The following is a 17,352-nucleotide window of genomic DNA, read 5'->3' as shown; positions in this document are numbered from 1 at the left end:
TTATGCTTTTAACCAAGCTTCTTTCAAAGTTGTTTTTGAAGCATCAGTAGCTTTAAGACCTTCTTTTTCTTCATAAGGAAATTTTACCTTTCCTTTGATTACTTGTTCCTTACCGTCACGTTTTATTTTAACAGAGATAGCGTCGTTTTCTTTCCAGTTTTGGCTCTCCGTAATCATGTCATAAATGTTATCCAATGAGTACGGTTTTTCATTTATAGACATCAAAATGTCTCCTCCTTTAAGTCCTAAATTTGTATAAAAAACGTTTAGCTCCATATTAGGGATTACAATGATCTCTTTTGTTTGTTGATTCACCGTGATGTATGGTGATTGTCCTTTTAAGAATACATTACCGGGTACTTTTTCCATGGATTTAGTAACGCCAACTTTAGCCAAATAAGTCTCGTAAGGAATTGGAGTTGCTCCAGATACATAAGTAGCTAAAAAAGCTCCTACTTCAGGATAGGTAAATGAAGTTATTTTGGCAAAAAGTTCCGTATCATTAAATGGTTTTGAAACACCATATTCATTAGATAATTTTTGCATTAAATCAAGAATTCCTCTTTCGCCATTACTTTTTTCTCTGATAATAATGTCCAAACACATTCCAATAAGTGCTCCTTTTTCATATACGTTCAAGTATTGGGTTTTGTATGGTTCTGTCAACACATTAGCGCTCATTGTTGTAAAAGGCATCGTGTCATTCATGGCATTCGCATGTTCAATTTTTTCTAATATACGCGTATAAAACTCCTCTTCGGTGATTAATCCTTGATTAATTTGAAAAAGGTTAGCAAAGTATTCCGTCACCCCTTCGTACATCCATAAATGTTCTGACATTTTAGGCGTGTTGTAATCAAAATAATGAATCTCTTTAGAATGAATCGTTAAAGGAGTTACGATATGAAAAAATTCATGCGAAACCACATCTTTCATTGATTTAACCAATTCTTCTTTTAACATCATTTCAGGTAAAACAACAGTTGTTGCAGTAGGATGTTCCAGTGCTCCAAATCCTTTGGCATCAGTAGGTGTCATGCTTGATAAGTACAACAACACGCTGTATTTTTTTGTTGCATTGATTTTTCCTAAAAAAGTTTTTTGGGCAATCATCATGGTTTTCATCTCAGGAGTAATGCTTTCGGCAGTCACTTTCCCAGTAGGAGAATAAACACCAATCAGTATTTCCATACCATCTACTGTAAAAGTAGTATAGTCCGGTTTAGCATACATGATAGGATTTTCAACCAATTCAGCATAACGAGGTGTTGTAAACACATCATTCGTTGTGCTAGCATCTTGATCCGTCATTGAAGTGGCTCCCCAAAGTGTTTCTGAGTGTGCAATACTAACAGTATAGGGAAGGTCTTTTTTGTCTTGAAAATAGCCTACAAAACCATGCATGTTCAACATAAAGTTTTTTCCTGCATCAATGTTTGTTCCAGCTGGTGAAAAAATGTCGTTTTTGCCAAAACCGCCACCTTTTTCAGTATCAAATGTGTCGTTTACCAAATAGGTGATTTTTACCAATGTTTTGGCATTTTTAATATTCCAAGTATTGTCATCAGTTTTGGTAACTGGCAGTATATTTCCTTTGTAGTCAAATGCTTTTAAATCCTCAATGTATTTTCCATAATCATCCACAGAATAGGTTCCTGGAACAATTTTAGGAATGCTATACGTCACTTCATCCATACTGATTTTTGGGGATGTAATCGTGACAAGTACTTTGTCATCCTTTACATCATTCAAATTAACAGCAACTTTTACAACATCAGTAATAGATTTTGAATCATTAGTTGAAGTACTGGCAGTTTTACAGCTCCAAAGAACAGAAGCAAATGCTAGTGCAAAAAATATTCTTTTCATTTTGTGTGATTTTATTTTAAATGTTAGTCTCTGCACGAACACAATTGTTACATCTTAAAGTGATTTTACAAAGAGATTATTGGCGGGAATTTTTATTTTGGTTTAGTATCCATTTTGTAATTTCGTCTAATGCTGTCGGTGAAAAAGTCTGTTCGATTTCGGCATATTCATTTGGGGAACCCGTTTTGCATTCTTGAAATAAATGATTCAAGTTTGGAAACTCTTTTATTGTTACTTTTTTATTTCCACCCTTTTCAAGCGCATTTTTTATTGCGGTCAAATTTTCTTTCGGAGGAACTTGCAAGTCTTTTTCTCCATTCACTGCCAAAACGGGACATTTTACTTTTTCTAATGCTGTCGCGGGATTATATTTAATAAAATATTGATTCCAAGGACTTGTCATTTGATCCACTTGGGATTTAATATAATCATCTTTACTAATTTTTCCAATTTCTTCTGGTCCTTTTGAATTGGCTGCTTTAATGTATTCCGTCAATTCAATTTTTAATTGTTCTGAATTTGTTGATTTACTTATAATCCCAACAGCTCTTTTCATCGAGGCTATACTATTTTGTATATCAACTTCGCTTACTCCTGAAGCTCTACTCATTAATTCCTGTTGCAATAAAAGTAGTTGGTCTCCTGGAATTCCTGTCCCAGCCAGTAAAACAATACAATTCACGTCTTTCGATTTAGAGGCTACCATAGGCGCAATAATTCCGCCTTCACTATGTCCCACCAAGCCTATTTTATTTTTGTTGATTTCTTTTCTTGTTTTTAAATAAGCAATAGCACTTTCAACGTCTGATGCAAAATCTAACGAAGTTGCAGTTTTGAAATCTCCTTTCGATTGAGCAACTCCTCTGTCATCATATCTTAACACCGCTATTCCATTTTTTGTAAAATAGTCTGAAATTACGAGAAATGGTTTATGTCCCATTAATTCCTCATCTCTATTTTGAGGGCCACTTCCGCTTATTAGAATTACAACGGGATAATTACCTCCTTTTTTTGGTAAAGTTAAAGTTCCCGCTAAAACTATTTTATCTTTTTTGTTTTCGAAATTGATTTCTTCTGAATAGTAGGAATAGGGTTTGCTTGGTTCTTGAGGTCTTACAAGAACTTTTTTTTCTGTTTTTTCCCTAGATAAATCCATCGGAAAAGATTGTCCGTTTTGCATAAAAGTTCCAATTATAGCTTTTTCTTTTAGCTCTCCATTATATTCAATTCGTGCGTTGGCAACTTCTAATTTCAATTTTGAATTCTCAAATGCAGTTGTAGTAACGGGAATGCCTTTTGCGCCTTGGTCAGGACTGTCCATTGTAGCGCTAAAACCGTTTTCATTTTTCGTAATGTTAAAGACAAGTCTTAATTGAATGCCTTGAACTTTTAGAATTCCGTTCCATTGTCCAGTGATGTCTTGACTGTAAATAGTTAACGATGTAAAAACTGTAAGTAAAATCAGTATTAATTTTTTCATTTTATTTTGTGTTTAATAAGTTCATTATTTGTTCCGGATTTTCGACTTCAATGATCAGTTTATTGTAATAGGAATCTTTGAGTTCGACAATAATTGCTTTTTTTTTATTGCAAACATCCCAAAAATTGCGTTTTCCTTTTTTTATATAAGTTCCAGCTGTAATAACCCATGGTAATTGGGTACCGGGCATTTTCCAACCGATCCAAAAGGTAAATTCATCATTACTTTGATAGGCTCGGATTATTTTATCTTTCGGTACTCTAATCTTATTTTCGAAAGCCCAAAATTTATGACTTCTGAGAATATCAAAAACAAATTCATTCTCGTTTGATGTTACAGCTACCATGATTAATTAAGGGTTATGATTAGAATTTTTGAAAGAATCTCAGCAAAAATCAATGCGCCAATAAAAAACAGGGTGTGTTTTGTTTCTTTGGCATTAGTGGCGACTTTGAATCCGTTGTAAAGTAAAACGATGAGCCATATCAAAAAAAGAATTGTGGTCATTGAAACGACAAGAAGAACAGGTATATCCGTTATGACAAAATTGTGGATTTTTTCTGGGGCAATCATTGATAATATTCTTTTTGAAATGTTGTACATCAAATTATTGATATTAAAAAAGGAAAGAAAATAGAATGGAATTCTGGCAATCATACTAACTGAAAGAATATCAATAAATCGTGTCTTATTGTTGATCAGTTTTCCAACCGAAAATAATAAAATTGAGGAACAGAAGATGTCTATTGCAATGTCAAAAAGAGGTTGGTAAACGCTGACTTTTTCCACAAAATGCAAATCAATAACTCCATCAAAGCGGGCATTGAAAACGAAACCCAAATACCCGCCAATCAGGCTAAACAACAGGCCAAAAGCAATTAGGGTTCTATCTGAATATTTTTCGAATGGATTAAAAAGTAAAGTTTTCATCGATGAGATTAGAGGTTATGAGTTAAAGATTATGAGTTTTTGTGGTTTGTGAATAAAACCATTTTTTTATCCAGCTTCGGCTCCCTGTCATTCCGAGTTCCGATAGCTATCGGAACGAAGGGATCTAGAGAGGGTCCCGATAGCTATGGGGAGGGGGTGAGGTTTTTTATTTTTTGAATGATATCATCCAGCTTATTTCTCACGGTGGGGTAACTGTTTCCCATTTGCGAAGCCATTTCTTTTAGGCTGCCGCTGCTCAGGAAAAATTGAAGGATGAAATTTTGCTCTTCTTCGGAGATTTGAAGCAATAGCGGTAAGGAATAATTGCCGGAAACTATAGTTGAGCAATTCCCGCAGCTGAGCTGGGTTACCGAGAGTGCGTTTTCACAACTCGGACATTGTATAGGAAGTTTGGGTTGCATAATATTGGATTTACATTATGCGAAGTTAAACAATATTTAATTTACAATTAATAATATTTATTTAAAAATTAATATTGTTTAGTATCTACGCTAAAAACCTTGTGGTATAATTGCAGGTTTTTCGTTCGGGTACCTAACAAAAAAACTCCCGAATTTCAGGAGTTTTATTTTTAGTCTAATTTGTTTTTTATGTAATATTTTCCATCCAAATCTTCATCAAAATCATCTATTTTAACGGGTTTTGGTTTTGGTTTATTTGCAGTAGCTTTCTTTTTCCACATTTCAAATTTTTCTGCCGGCAGCTTCTTTTTCATAATCTCCAGAACTTCTTTTTCTGCTAAACCAAATTCTTTTTTTATGATTTCAAAAGGATTTTTTTCTTCTAAAGCCAATGTAACAAGTTTTTCTGTTTGCTCCCAGTTCAATTCTTTACGGTTACTCTTTTTCATCACGTGAAAATTAATTCAAATAAGTTGTTAATGATTAATAAATGGCATTTCTAATTTCATTCAATATTAAGAAAAAAAATAATTACTTTTTCTCAAAAGATCATTTTTTTTATACTTTTTAACTATTTTCCTTCAATGGTTGTTTTTGAAAGGGGATTTTTAATAAATTTTTTAATTCATTGTGCTCTTCAGGTTTCGGGTGTGTGTCGATACCGTAGATGATTTCTTCTTTTGGAAGCGTCATAAAGGTTCCAAAAAGCCGGTCCCAAATAGAAAATATATTTCCATAATTACTATCAGTATACGGTAAAACATAGTGATGGTGAACTTTATGCATATCAGGAGAAACGATAAAATAACTCAAAATAGTATCTAGTTTTTTAGGTAATGAAATGTTAGCGTGATTGAATTGAGTCGCCACAACGGATAATGTTTGGTAAAGGAAAACCATCCACATGGGACTTCCTACGATTAAAACGCCCAGTGTTGTAAAGGTAAACCGGATGACACTTTCTCCGGGATGATGCCTGTTTGCTGATGTGGTGTCAATCCAAGTATCGGTATGATGAATGAGATGGAAACGCCATAAAAATTTAGTTTTGTGTTCTACTAAATGTACCAGATAAGCGCCAATTAAATCCAGTAAAAGCAATCCGATAAGCGCATAAAGCCACAAAGGCATTTCAGGCAGCCATTGTAAAATTCCAAAATTAGCAGCAATAGTCCAATCGGCTGATTTTAATAAAATAAACGCCAAACAAAAATTGATTACAATAGTGGTGAAAGTCATAAAGATATTAATACCCGCATGATGCCATTTTTTGTACGTGAAGTTAAAAAGCGGAAAAGCATTTTCTATCAACCAAAAAAAAGTGATTCCCCCAACAAGAATTAAGCTTCTGTGTGAAGATGGAATTGTAGAAAAATAAGCAATAATATCATTCATAATTGGAGTATTTATTCCAAATTTAATGATTTTTATTGAAAATAATTATTTGATTACTCGAAAGGTACCATTTATTCTGGGGCCAATGGGTTTTGCGGTTTTTGGGATTTGGTGTTTCCAGTAATGCTGCGTTGTTCCTTTCATCAGTAATAAACTGCCGTGTTCCAAAACGATACTTTTTTTCTGGTCTTTGTAGAGATTATGTTTTAGTTGAAACGTACGTTCCGCACCAAAACTTACAGAAGCAATTATTGGGTTTATTCCTAATTCTTTTTCGTTATCGGCGTGCCAGCCGTTACTGTCTTTTCCGTCGCGATAGTAGTTGAGTAAAACGGTTGTGAAATTGTCATCGGAGACATTTTCGATTTTCGTTTTTAACTTTTGCAAAAGCAAATTCCAAGGATGCGTTTGCATTTTTATATTCGAATAAGAGTAGGGCTTTCCTTCATTTCCAAATAAAGCCGTCAATCGGGGTTGTAAATGCTTTTTGCCAAATACTGTAATTTCGTCCTGTTGCCATGGAATAGTATTCACTAATTCATTATAAATGGCATCAGCTTCCTTTTTATCAAAAAAAGCAGGATAATAAATGATTTCCGCATCAAGTAAATTAAGATGTATCGGTTCCGATTGAAAAAGTGAATTCATTTTACAAAAATAAAGAGAAAAATGTAACGTTGAAGCTACATTTTTCTCTTTAGAATAAATTATTCGGGTTATGCTTCTGAAGTATCCTGTAACAGATTTTTATATATAAATCCCGCCACAATGGCTCCCAGAATTGGCGCAAGCCAAAACAGCCATACTTGGGATAAAGGCTCGCCACCTACAAATAATGCCTGTGACAATGATCTTGCCGGATTTACGGAAGTATTGGTGATGGGAATACTGATTAAGTGAATTAAGGTTAGGGCAAAACCGATGGCAATCCCTGCGAATTTTCCGTTGGCAAACTTATCGGTTGCACCAAGGATAACCAATACGAAAAATAAAGTCAACACAAATTCAGCTATAAAAGCCGCTTGCATCGAATAACCGTCCGGAGATAAAGTACCAAATCCATTGGAAGCAAAAGCACCCGCTTTAGTATTGTCTATCATAAAACCTGCTTTCCCGGAAGCGATTGTGTATAAAGTTCCGGCTGCGGCAATGGCGCCAACACATTGCGCAATGATGTAGGGGACTAATTCTTTGGCAGAGAATCTACCGCCTGCCCATAATCCGAAAGAAACAGCGGGATTAAAATGACCTCCTGAAATATGGCCTACGGCATACGCCATGGTCAAAACTGTTAAACCAAAAGCCAGCGAAACTCCCGCAAATCCAATTCCTAAATCAGGAATTCCAGCAGCAAAAAGTGCGCTGCCACAACCGCCAAATACCAACCAATACGTTCCAAAAAATTCTGCAAATAGTTTTTTCATAATAGATAATTTAAAGTTAATTGTTGAATAATGTGTATTGAAAAGCCCAGTACATTAAAAATAATTGTAAAGGCATTCGAAGCAGTAAAACCCATTTAGGCAAGCCCATTCTTGCTTTCTCGTCAAAATACATATAGAGATGCGTTGGAAAAATGGCAATCAATAAGGCTATAATTCCCCAAGCAGCATAGTTTGAAAGTAAAGGAATGCAGAGCGCGATACCTAAAATTATTTCAGCTAAACCACTGATGTAGTTTAATAATTTTGGATTCGGGAAATAAGGAGGGATGATTTTTAAATAAAGACGAGGGTTTCTGAAATGATTAATTCCTGCTACTAGGAAAACAAAAGCCATTACATATAAATGCCAAGGTAAATTCATAACAAGAATGTTTGTTACGAATTTATAAAAATTTTAACAGGATTAACGCTATTGTATGGATAATTTTATCTTTAGATGGAAATCTAGGTAGTCTTCTTAAAGTTTACATTCATAATCACAATCGCCAGAATAATTAAAACAATTCCAAACCATTGGATTAGAGTCACGTTTTCACTCAAAAGAAAATACGCCATCAGTACTGATACGGGAAGTTCCAGTGCAGAAACAATACTTCCTAACCCAATCCCTGTAAGCGGAAAACCGGCATTGAACAATAAAGGCGGAATTATAGTCCCAAAAAGAGCCAGTATTATTCCCCATTTCATGAAAATGTCAAAATTGAAAGGGGTGGTTTGTGTCGCAATTGCAAATCCAGTGACAATAACTGCACCACCAAGAAGCATAAACAAACTGCGTTGTGCTGAGGAAATGTGCGTTGCCACACGATTAGCGGTAAACATAGTTGTGGTGAAGGAAGTCGCAGATAAAAGCCCTAAAACGATACCGCGCCAGTCTAATTCTACTTTGCTTTGAATAAGATTTGTGGCAAGTGCGGTTCCAATTAATACAATGACTACGGAAACTATTTTTTGAGTGGAAGGTCTTTTCTTTTCTAAAATCATTTCGAATAAAACGCCCATCCAAACGGTTTGCATCAGTAAAACGATAGCAATGGAAACAGGAATGTATTTGACCGCCAAATAATAAAAAATACTCGTCATTCCCAGAGAAGTTCCGGCAAGCATTAACTGAGTAATGTTTTTCTTGGAAGCTTTTACAACGTCATTCCCTTTTTTAGCTTTTTGAAAGGTATTAATAAGCAGCATTCCCAGGATTCCATATGCAAATTGAGCAATGGTAACTTCGGGTGTGGTGAACCCTTCGCCGTAGGCTATTTTTACAAAAGTAGCCAGCATTCCATAACTCGTTGCGCCTATACCTACTAAGAAAACTCCTTTTAATACACTATTCTTTATCATTTTTTTCAATTTTAAAAAGCGGGCAAAGGTAAGGTTTAGTTCTTAGTTATGAGTTATAAATTAGGAGTTAATATTTGAGACATTAATTCTGTTTTGATTCTTTAACAACTAAATCACTCAAATGCAATCGCAATGCATTTACGGAAATACTAATTTCCTAAAATGATAATCCTAACGAAACCGGTAAACTAAATACACTTAATCCCAAAAGATAAATCCCAGCCGTTTGCTGTTCCAAGAACAATAAAAGCAGCGCAAAAACGGATAAAAACAGACTTAAAACGCCTGCAATTTGCATATAGCGAATCAGTATCAACCGTAAATTTAGGTTTTTGATTTCCAATAAACGAGTTTCAATGGGGCGTTATTCTGAATAGAAATAAATCTTTTAGAAGAGCTGCTTTAGAAAATTATTTTCATTTCCAGTAACGTTTTGTTTCATAGCAAGACTAAATGGATAACACAAATGGAAACAATGAAAAAAAATCATTTACTGAGCATGCTGTTTTTAGGGGCGGTATTTACAATCACGGCTCAAGAAACACCCAATAAAGCAGTGGAATTGAATGAAGTTGCGATTGTAAAAACTAAAAAAGCAATAGAACAAAAAGCCGATAGAACCATATTTGATTTTTCTGACCAGCCCAGTTTGAATTCCGGATCTGTACTAGAAGGGATTAAAAAACTACCCGGACTTATCGCTTCTGATGTTGCTGGGATGTTGTATCAAGGCAAGCAGTTAGATGTTTTTATGGATGGAAGACCGTTGAATATTACTTCTAACGAGTTAAATTCTTTTTTGGAAGGAATGCCTGCAAATGCTATTGAAAAAATTGAAATCATAACACAACCAGGTGCTGAGTTTCCTGCTACTTCGGGTGGTGCAATTATGAATATTATCACCAATAAAAATGCCAAGAATTATTTAAGCGCGACGTACACGAACAGTACTAATTTTACGAGTTATGACCATTTGCGATGGAGAATCAATAATAGTTTGTTATTGAGTGCTAAGAATAAATATTTTGGATGGCAATTGAATGTTGGACAGAATTACAGAGAAACTGCGGTGTGGACTTCATTGACCAAAAAAGAGAATAATACGACCTCTTTACTTTCTGCTACCAATGCAGATCGTATCGGGCGAACTAATTTCGTGAAATCAGCAGTGACTTTTGATATTGGCAACGACCGATTATTATTTAATTACGATGTAAATTACAGCAACAATAATAGTAATACATTAGGAAATGGCCCTGGATTTAGTACCAATGATGATTCCTTTACGGATGCTTTGCGTCAGGATTTTGTCGTTACTTTCCAAAAGAAGTTCGAGAATAAAGCTAAAAAATTGGATTTTAGACTGAATTATAACAGCAATCAAAATGATTTCACACTCAATTCAAGAACTGATAATGTTGCAATATTAGATAATGCTTCAACGCAACGATTTTATAACGCTAAATTTGATTATTCTCAACCCATTGCATTTTCAGATGAAGGGAAAATAAGTTTTGGAGGTTTGTATGAAGCGCTTCTTTTTGAAACCCAAAATAAGGAAATTGTCAATCTGGATTATCAACGAAAAACGGCAGCAGCCTATGGAGAATTACAATCTAAATTTGATAAGTTCAATTTTGTTCTTGGCGGTAGAGCCGAGGACTATAATATTACCGGTAAAACCAACACAGCCAATTTAATTCCATTCAAACAGTTTCGCTTTTTTCCAAATGCGAGTGCCCAATATAATTTCAGTAATTCCGTTCATTTTAATGTCAATTACAACAAGAAAATCAGTTTACCAAGTACTTCCGCTTTAAATCCAAACAACACTAATTATCAAAATCCAAATGTGGATTACGCTGGAAATCCTAATTTGCAACCTACCATTTTCGATAATTACGAAGCAAAATTAAGTGCTTTTGATTACGCTTTCATCGGATATAATGTTAGCTCTGCCAAAAATCAGGTAATCAACAGAGTATTGCTTACAGATGACGTTGTTGTAAATACAAGTGTAAATGTCCCGCAAATTAAAATCCACAACTTTAATGTGGGAATGCCTATTCCGTATATGTTGTTTACAAAAGGACTCAAAGAAACCATGAAGATGAATGTTAATCCGGATAAGATGAACTTTTTGTATGTGTATACTGCCTATCAGTTTCATCAAATCCCGGAAATTACGACCAATGGTTTTTGGATGTTTAATTTGATGTCTCAAATTCTGTTGCCAAAAGACATCAAGTTTGTAGCCAACTTTAATTATATCATGTCTAAGGGAAATTATTTTTATTTTATTGCAGAGAAGCCTTTTAATAACACTTTGGACTTAACGTTTTCTAAAAAGTTTTTCAAGGATCAATTATCGGTTTCCATAAGTGCAGATGATGTGCTCAATTCAAATCGATTTGTTTTCAGCTCTTATAATACGCCGTTGTTATTGGCTAATAAAAACGATACACGTCGATTTGGGTTTAGTATAAATTACAAAATCCCGACCAAAAACAAACTGGCTAAAGAAGATCCTAATTTATTAAATAAAGAGAAAAAAGAAGAGGGAGGCCTTTTAAATCAATAACAGATTGTTTTTTTAGGACTAGACAAAATTGAAAAATCTACATTAATTCTTTAGCAATTCATTGATTTTTTCTTTCATTTTTTCAAATTCTTCAGGAGAGTATCCAATAGATGTATATACAATAATTCCGTTTTTATCAATAAGGTAATTCCTTGGGATATATTGTGTAGCAAATAAATTATAAACGGATTTGTCTTTATCGGCATAAATAGGAAAATCAAATTTCTTTTTATCTCGAAATAGGTTTACTTCCTCCGCTGAATGTCCTCTTCCGAAACTCATTAAAGCAAAATTTTTATTTTCTTTGTATTTGGTCCAAACTTCCTGTTGCAAAATTGGCATTTCGACCATACAAGGACCGCACCAAGTTGCGAAAAAATTTAGTAAAACGACTTTTCCTTTTAAGCTAGCAAGATTAATTGTTTTTCCTTTTTCTAATTTTATGGTAAAGTTTGGTGCTTGCTGCCCTTCTGATACTACATTACTTTTTTGATAATCTTGTCCATAAATATCGGCTAAACTCATAAATAAACAAACTAAAATAATTCTTTTTTTCATGTTTTTTTAATTTTTATTGTAGCTAATGTACAAAAAAACCTGCAACTTTATGCTTGCAGGTTGTTTGTAATCGATCCGATTCATATCTAATAATCCAAAACCGAATTCTCTATTTGGATGGAGGAGGAGGCATACAAGGCAAATCAGAATTAAAACAATCACGGAAAAGTTTCCATTTTCCATCTTCCATTTTCCATAATTCCAATGCCTTTCCACGGTCGACTTCTTTTCCGTCTTTATCGGTCATAGACCATTCTTCTTCCACGGTCAGCATCATTTCGTCGCCCCAAACTTCTACGGGTTTTATACTTAAATTAATCTCCCCGGCTTTAATATATCCTGCTATTGTTGTTTGGATGTTTTTTCTTCCGGATACCGCTTTCTGATTCGAAGGCATGAATTTGGCATCAGTAGCATAAGTCATGGCGGCTCCTATCGAGTCCCCTTTATTAAATGCGTCAGTAAAAATCTTGTTTTCTTTTGCAATCGCTTCCTTGGCAGCGATTTTGTCAAATGTGGTTTCTTTCTCTTTTTGGGAAGTATTACAACTAACCAATACCAATAATAGTGTTGTTACTGTGACAGACACAATTGTGGATTTAATAAAATTTAAACTTTTTCTCATGGTTGCATTTTTTTAGATTAAAAATTGATATTTCATAAAAAGCACCATAAAGATATTGATTATTTTAACATATTTAACATGAGTATCTTTATAATTATTTGAATAACAATTTGTTATAGTTTTAGATATATTGTGATACTATTTTTTGATTGTAACAAAATTGCAGTTTTGATAAGCAAAAAAACTTCAAGAATGAACTTGTATTTTACTGTGTTTTCGTTGTTAGTATTTTTGAATGCGGAGTTGGATGAGTTGTCAATTTGCAGTATCTCGGTACGTTTTTAAAATAATATAATTTTTTGGTAGGGTAAAGTGCTTTATAGTTGTCTTATCTATTGAAGTTAGAAATAAAAAAGATAGTAACTGTAACAAAAATTTATAATCATGAAAACAATTAAATCTTTACTGATCCTGTTTTTTTCGGGAACAATAGCAACAGTACATGCACAAGAAGCCAGTGTAAAAAGTGAAACAAGCATAAATGTCAATCCAGATAAAATTACTTATTATCAACAAAGGGGTAGTGAAGATGCCAATTATGAGTTGACATTTAAGGCTAAAACTAAAGCCGAAGAGAAAGCTTTTTGGGAAGAGCAAAAAGAGTACGAAAAGGAGTTAAAGAAAAAGAATAGAAAAGCGTATCAGGCCTATATTTCAAGTAAGGAAGATGTTTATACAGCGCATCATTCTCATTGTGATGTCCATTGTTATCACAGCGATTTCTTTTATGGACACGCAGGATTTTATTATTATGAATATGATCAAAGAAATTATCAAAGAAGACCAAGCAATACTTCGGTAAATACACAAATAGGCGTGCGAGCCCCCAGCGTACGATTAGGTATTTTTTAATATATTGAAGTTTGCAAAAAGCCGTTTTTTCTTGTTTAGAAAGAACGGCTTTATTTATTTTTATAGCAGTAATCGGATCGATGATCCTTCTAAATGAAATTACAAAAAATTTGATTTTGTTTATGGGCACGAGGTTTTTAATCTTATTGCATATCCACTTTAATCAGACAATATTTAAAAACAGAATCTCCTATTTTGGAATATTCTTTCCAATCTACTACGTACTCCTGCAATAAGTCTAACTTATAAAAATACTCTTTATTACAACTCCAATGTTTCTTTGATTGGATATTATTCCAAGTATTATCATTCTTATCGAAAGTGTATTTAGTTTCATCAAGACTTTCGTAATTCCAACTTTTGTCCAATCGATTTATTAATCCTCCGTGATGAAATGAAAAATACTTGTCAATATTATCTTTTTGAAAAACATTATTTTTTGAATATGCCTCGTCATTAGTAAGAATAAATACATATCCAACTTTGCAGTTTGAATATTTTGATTTATAGTTTTCAATTCTATAAATATCTTTTCTGAAACTAAATCGTCCAGAATCTGTTGCACTATGCTCAGCTAATAAATAGTTTTCTCCATCGAGATTAATATTAGCCTTTTTTGTTTTGTATTTTAATTCTATGGGAATAGTATTACCGTCTTTATCTATGATTAATATGTCAATTGGTGCTCGCACAACAGATTTTTTATTATTTCTATCAACCATCTCAATATCAACTGGTCTTTCTAGTCTAATCTGAAAATCAGGATTATTCTCTTTAAGTGCAATAGCAAATGCAAACTTTAAATCGTGTTCTGAATGAAATATCATTCTTTGATTTTTAATGCTTAATATTGATTTTTCAAAAAAATTCATTTATACGAATTTTTATTTATTTTACAGGTTTTTCTACAATGACGCACAACTCGTTTATGTATTACAAAATCATACTTATCTACCCGCTTTGGGTGTATATGTATGATAAGAGTCATGCTTTATGTTTTAGCCAATATATGAAAAAATATTATAAATCATCAAACATACTTTTTGTACATGTATAGTTTTTTAAAATTAGTTCTTTTTAAAATAAAAACGTTCTAAATAGCCCTGATGGCAATGAAAATCCCACGCTGTCATTGCGAGGAACGAAGTAATCAGCGTGGATTGCAATGTACAGCAGGACGAGGCGTTCTTATGAAAAACGGCTGTACTGCTCCTAAACAAAAAACCTGCAAGTTTACGCTTGCAGGTTTAGTCTAATAATCTAACGATCTAAAAGTCTAATGTTCTTATTTAATCATCTCAAAACTTCTTTTTACGAATGCCGTTAAAGCTTCGCCTTTTAATAGGTTTTGTGATAATTTAGCTAAGTCAAGCGCTTGTTTTACCAAACTTTCCTGAGCTGATTTGTCTTTGTTGTTTAGAATGCTTGTCGCCAATTCAGAATTGGTATTTACCACTAAATTGTACATTTCCGGCATATTTCCCATTCCGAACATTCCACCGCCGCCAGACTGACTCATTTCTTTCATTCTACGCATAAATTCCGGTTGCGTGATGATAAATGGGGAAGCATTACTGTCTAAAGCTTCCAGTTGTACGGAATAGGTTTGTTTAGGAACAATAGCTTCTAAAACTGTTTTCAAGTTGGTTTGTTCTTCCTCAGATAATTTAGAAATAGTAGTTTCCTCTTTCTTGATTAAATTATCAATATGGTCAGAATCGACACGCACAAAAGTCATGTTGCTGTTGTCGCCTTCAATTTTTTGAATTAAATGCGAGATAATCGGTGAATCCAGTAGCAATACTTCATATCCTTTGTCTTTTGCAATTTCGATATAAGAGTGTTGCGCTTCTTTATTTCCAGCATATAAAACAACTAATTTTCCGTCTTTGTCTGTTTGATTAGCAGCAAAATTTTCTTTTAATTCTTCTAATGTAAAATATTTGCCATCAACTGTTGGATACAAAACAAAAGCGCCTGCTTTTTCGTAGAATTTATCTTCAGAAAGCATTCCGTATTCTAAAACGATTTTGATGTCGTTCCATTTTTGTTCAAAATCTTCACGGTTTTCAGTGAACAAAGATTTTAATTTATCGGCTACTTTACGAGTGATGTAATTTGAGATTTTCTTCACCGCAGCATCAGCTTGTAATCCAGAACGAGAGACGTTCAATGGAATGTCCGGTGAATCAACAACACCTTTTAGCATCATTAAAAATTCAGGAACAATTCCTTCTACATTATCCGTTACATACACTTGATTTTGGTACAATTGGATTTTGTCTTTCTGAATTTGTAAATCCGAACCTAATTTTGGAAAATACAAAATACCGGTTAAGTTGAACGGATAATCTACATTTAAATGAATGTGGAATAACGGTTCTTCAAATTGCATCGGATACAATTCATGGTAGAAATTCTTATAATCCTCTGCTGATAATTCAGTTGGTTGTTTAGTCCAAGCCGGGTTTGGATTGTTGATGATGTTGTCTACTTCAACTTCCGTAAACGTTTCTTCTTTGTTTTCAGATTCAACAAACTCACCCTTTTTTTGCTCTATTTTTTCCTTTTTTGTTCCAAATTTAATTGGAATAGGCATGAACTTATTGTATTTATTTAACAGTTCTTTGATTTTGTATTCTTCCAAGAATTCCAAAGAATCTTCGGCGATATGCAAAATTATTTCTGTTCCACGCGTGGTTTTGTCAGCAGGTTCTAATGTAAATTCCGGGCTTCCGTCGCAAGTCCAGTGTGCAGCAGGTTCGTCTTTGAACGATTTAGTGATGATTTCCACTTTTTGGGCAACCATAAAAGCGGAATAAAAACCAAGACCAAAATGTCCAATGATTCCGGAATCTTTAGCGGAGTCTTTGTATTTGTCCAAAAATTCTTCTGCACCGGAAAATGCCACTTGGTTGATGTATTTTTCCACTTCATCCGCAGTCATTCCTAAACCTTGATCGATGATATGCAGTTTTTTGCCTTCCTTATCGATTTTTACTTCGATAATTGGGTTGCCGTATTCTACTTTGGCTTCGCCAATGCTTGTTAAATGTTTTAATTTTAAAGTAGCATCAGTACCATTAGAAATCAATTCACGCAAGAAAATTTCGTGATCACTGTATAAGAATTTCTTGATTAAGGGAAAGATGTTCTCTACCGAAACATTAATTTTACCTGTTGTCATATTTTGAATTTTTAAGTTTATTTTAATGGATATGATCCTTTCAAATAGAATACCAATTACAATTGAAGTGACAAATTGTCGTAGGCGTTAATTTTGATATAAAATAATTTAATTTTGAAACAATTTTCTTTTCATTGCATTGTATCTTTGTGTAAGTATTAATTCATTAAATTTAAGAAAATGAAAAAAATAATTTTATTATGCACGTTAGCTGTTTTGATGTTTGCCTGTAAGTCAACATCAGTGACAAGTACGAATACAGATAGAAAAACTCAAGTTGCAATGAAAGGAAATTGGGTAATTAGTTCCGTAACGTATCCAGGATCACAATATATCAAAGTGAATAGTTTTCAACTTGCGGATTCAGAATGTTTTGTAGGAAGTACATGGACATTTATTTCGAATAATAACAAAGGGAATATGGCTTTGACAAAAACAAATTGTGTGTCATTTAGCTCGCCAATTACTTGGTTTGTAAATAATGATGGTCAGTTTGTCCTAAAAATTCTTGATGCGGGTGAAAAAGCAAGAAAAGTTAGAGATGGATATATTTTATACGTAGCCAATCAAACAGTGTCTTCTTTTCAGTTGATTGATAAAATCGATGTTGGAGGAAAAATGACGAATGTAGTGTACCAATTTCAAAAAGTTAATTAATAAAAAATTC

The 17,352-nt window shown here is 33.6% G+C and carries 20 protein-coding genes; 4 read left to right on the top strand and 16 right to left on the bottom strand.

Translation table 11 applies throughout. The annotated features are described in order from the left end of the window. The 12 genes from E0I26_RS04750 to E0I26_RS04695 form a co-directional block, all read right to left on the bottom strand. Window positions 1-1,869: a M61 family metallopeptidase gene (locus E0I26_RS04750; protein WP_131915350.1), complete on the bottom strand. Its 1,869-nt coding sequence runs from the start codon at window positions 1,867-1,869 to the stop codon at window positions 1-3. A gap of 76 nt (window positions 1,870-1,945) precedes the next feature. Continuing rightward, window positions 1,946-3,349 (bottom strand): alpha/beta hydrolase family protein, encoded by a 1,404-nt coding sequence (locus E0I26_RS04745; protein WP_131915349.1) that lies wholly within the window; start codon window positions 3,347-3,349, stop codon window positions 1,946-1,948. A gap of 1 nt (window position 3,350) precedes the next feature. Further along, a complete protein-coding gene (locus E0I26_RS04740) occupies window positions 3,351-3,695 on the bottom strand; it encodes a hypothetical protein (protein ID WP_131915348.1) in 345 nt (114 codons plus the stop codon). 2 nt (window positions 3,696-3,697) lie between these two features. Further along, window positions 3,698-4,279 (bottom strand): YIP1 family protein, encoded by a 582-nt coding sequence (locus E0I26_RS04735; protein WP_131915347.1) that lies wholly within the window; start codon window positions 4,277-4,279, stop codon window positions 3,698-3,700. Between the two features lie 143 nt (window positions 4,280-4,422). After that, window positions 4,423-4,701, bottom strand: a complete 279-nt coding sequence (locus tag E0I26_RS04730) for a DUF2089 family protein (RefSeq protein WP_131915346.1) — start codon at window positions 4,699-4,701, stop codon at window positions 4,423-4,425. Window positions 4,702-4,871: 170 nt separating this feature from the next. Next, entirely contained in the window at window positions 4,872-5,150 is a 279-nt protein-coding gene (locus tag E0I26_RS04725) for a DUF2805 domain-containing protein (protein WP_131915345.1), read from the bottom strand. A 118-nt stretch (window positions 5,151-5,268) separates the two neighbouring features. Further along, a complete protein-coding gene (locus E0I26_RS04720) occupies window positions 5,269-6,096 on the bottom strand; it encodes a sterol desaturase family protein (protein ID WP_131915344.1) in 828 nt (275 codons plus the stop codon). A gap of 45 nt (window positions 6,097-6,141) precedes the next feature. Then, a complete protein-coding gene (locus tag E0I26_RS04715; protein ID WP_131915343.1) occupies window positions 6,142-6,744 on the bottom strand; it encodes an alpha-ketoglutarate-dependent dioxygenase AlkB family protein in 603 nt (200 codons plus the stop codon). 68 nt (window positions 6,745-6,812) lie between these two features. After that, the gene (gene aqpZ, locus E0I26_RS04710) at window positions 6,813-7,520 is read right to left on the bottom strand and encodes an aquaporin Z (RefSeq protein ID WP_131915342.1); all 708 of its coding nucleotides are present in this window, start codon (window positions 7,518-7,520) and stop codon (window positions 6,813-6,815) included. A 16-nt stretch (window positions 7,521-7,536) separates the two neighbouring features. Further along, complete coding sequence (locus E0I26_RS04705; protein WP_131915341.1) at window positions 7,537-7,902, bottom strand: DoxX family protein; 366 nt, start codon at window positions 7,900-7,902, stop codon at window positions 7,537-7,539. A gap of 83 nt (window positions 7,903-7,985) precedes the next feature. Beyond that, window positions 7,986-8,882, bottom strand: coding sequence for an EamA family transporter (locus tag E0I26_RS04700; RefSeq protein WP_131915340.1), 897 nt, complete (start codon window positions 8,880-8,882; stop codon window positions 7,986-7,988). 157 nt (window positions 8,883-9,039) lie between these two features. After that, entirely contained in the window at window positions 9,040-9,225 is a 186-nt protein-coding gene (locus tag E0I26_RS04695; protein WP_235831713.1) for a DUF2721 domain-containing protein, read from the bottom strand. A gap of 132 nt (window positions 9,226-9,357) precedes the next feature. Here E0I26_RS04695 and E0I26_RS04690 point away from each other — a divergent pair, with 132 nt between their 5' ends. Next, on the top strand, window positions 9,358-11,463 hold the full coding sequence (locus tag E0I26_RS04690; protein WP_131915339.1) for a TonB-dependent receptor domain-containing protein: 2,106 nt from the start codon (window positions 9,358-9,360) through the stop codon (window positions 11,461-11,463). 42 nt (window positions 11,464-11,505) lie between these two features. Here the strand turns inward: E0I26_RS04690 and E0I26_RS04685 are convergent, their stop codons facing one another. Continuing rightward, window positions 11,506-12,021, bottom strand: a complete 516-nt coding sequence (locus E0I26_RS04685; RefSeq protein WP_131915338.1) for a TlpA family protein disulfide reductase — start codon at window positions 12,019-12,021, stop codon at window positions 11,506-11,508. A gap of 109 nt (window positions 12,022-12,130) precedes the next feature. Beyond that, window positions 12,131-12,646, bottom strand: a complete 516-nt coding sequence (locus E0I26_RS04680) for a YybH family protein (RefSeq protein ID WP_131915337.1) — start codon at window positions 12,644-12,646, stop codon at window positions 12,131-12,133. A gap of 384 nt (window positions 12,647-13,030) precedes the next feature. Here E0I26_RS04680 and E0I26_RS04675 point away from each other — a divergent pair, with 384 nt between their 5' ends. After that, window positions 13,031-13,498 (top strand): hypothetical protein, encoded by a 468-nt coding sequence (locus E0I26_RS04675; protein WP_131915336.1) that lies wholly within the window; start codon window positions 13,031-13,033, stop codon window positions 13,496-13,498. A 143-nt stretch (window positions 13,499-13,641) separates the two neighbouring features. Here the strand turns inward: E0I26_RS04675 and E0I26_RS04670 are convergent, their stop codons facing one another. Then, the gene (locus tag E0I26_RS04670) at window positions 13,642-14,325 is read right to left on the bottom strand and encodes a hypothetical protein (protein ID WP_131915335.1); all 684 of its coding nucleotides are present in this window, start codon (window positions 14,323-14,325) and stop codon (window positions 13,642-13,644) included. Between the two features lie 285 nt (window positions 14,326-14,610). Here E0I26_RS04670 and E0I26_RS16460 point away from each other — a divergent pair, with 285 nt between their 5' ends. Then, the gene (locus E0I26_RS16460; protein WP_165929405.1) at window positions 14,611-14,754 is read left to right on the top strand and encodes a hypothetical protein; all 144 of its coding nucleotides are present in this window, start codon (window positions 14,611-14,613) and stop codon (window positions 14,752-14,754) included. A 29-nt stretch (window positions 14,755-14,783) separates the two neighbouring features. Here the strand turns inward: E0I26_RS16460 and htpG are convergent, their stop codons facing one another. Continuing rightward, window positions 14,784-16,685 (bottom strand): molecular chaperone HtpG, encoded by a 1,902-nt coding sequence (gene htpG / locus E0I26_RS04665; protein ID WP_131915334.1) that lies wholly within the window; start codon window positions 16,683-16,685, stop codon window positions 14,784-14,786. A 180-nt stretch (window positions 16,686-16,865) separates the two neighbouring features. On the opposite strand from htpG, the gene E0I26_RS04660 reads away from it, so the two are divergent. Next, the gene (locus E0I26_RS04660; protein WP_131915333.1) at window positions 16,866-17,342 is read left to right on the top strand and encodes a lipocalin family protein; all 477 of its coding nucleotides are present in this window, start codon (window positions 16,866-16,868) and stop codon (window positions 17,340-17,342) included. The last annotated feature ends 10 nt before the right edge of the window (window positions 17,343-17,352 follow it).

Origin of the sequence: Flavobacterium rhamnosiphilum (assembly GCF_004349195.1) — a bacterium.
Lineage (GTDB): Bacteria > Bacteroidota > Bacteroidia > Flavobacteriales > Flavobacteriaceae > Flavobacterium > Flavobacterium rhamnosiphilum.
The sequence above is the reverse complement of the archived record's forward strand: the minus strand, read 5'-3'. Positions and strand labels throughout refer to the sequence as shown.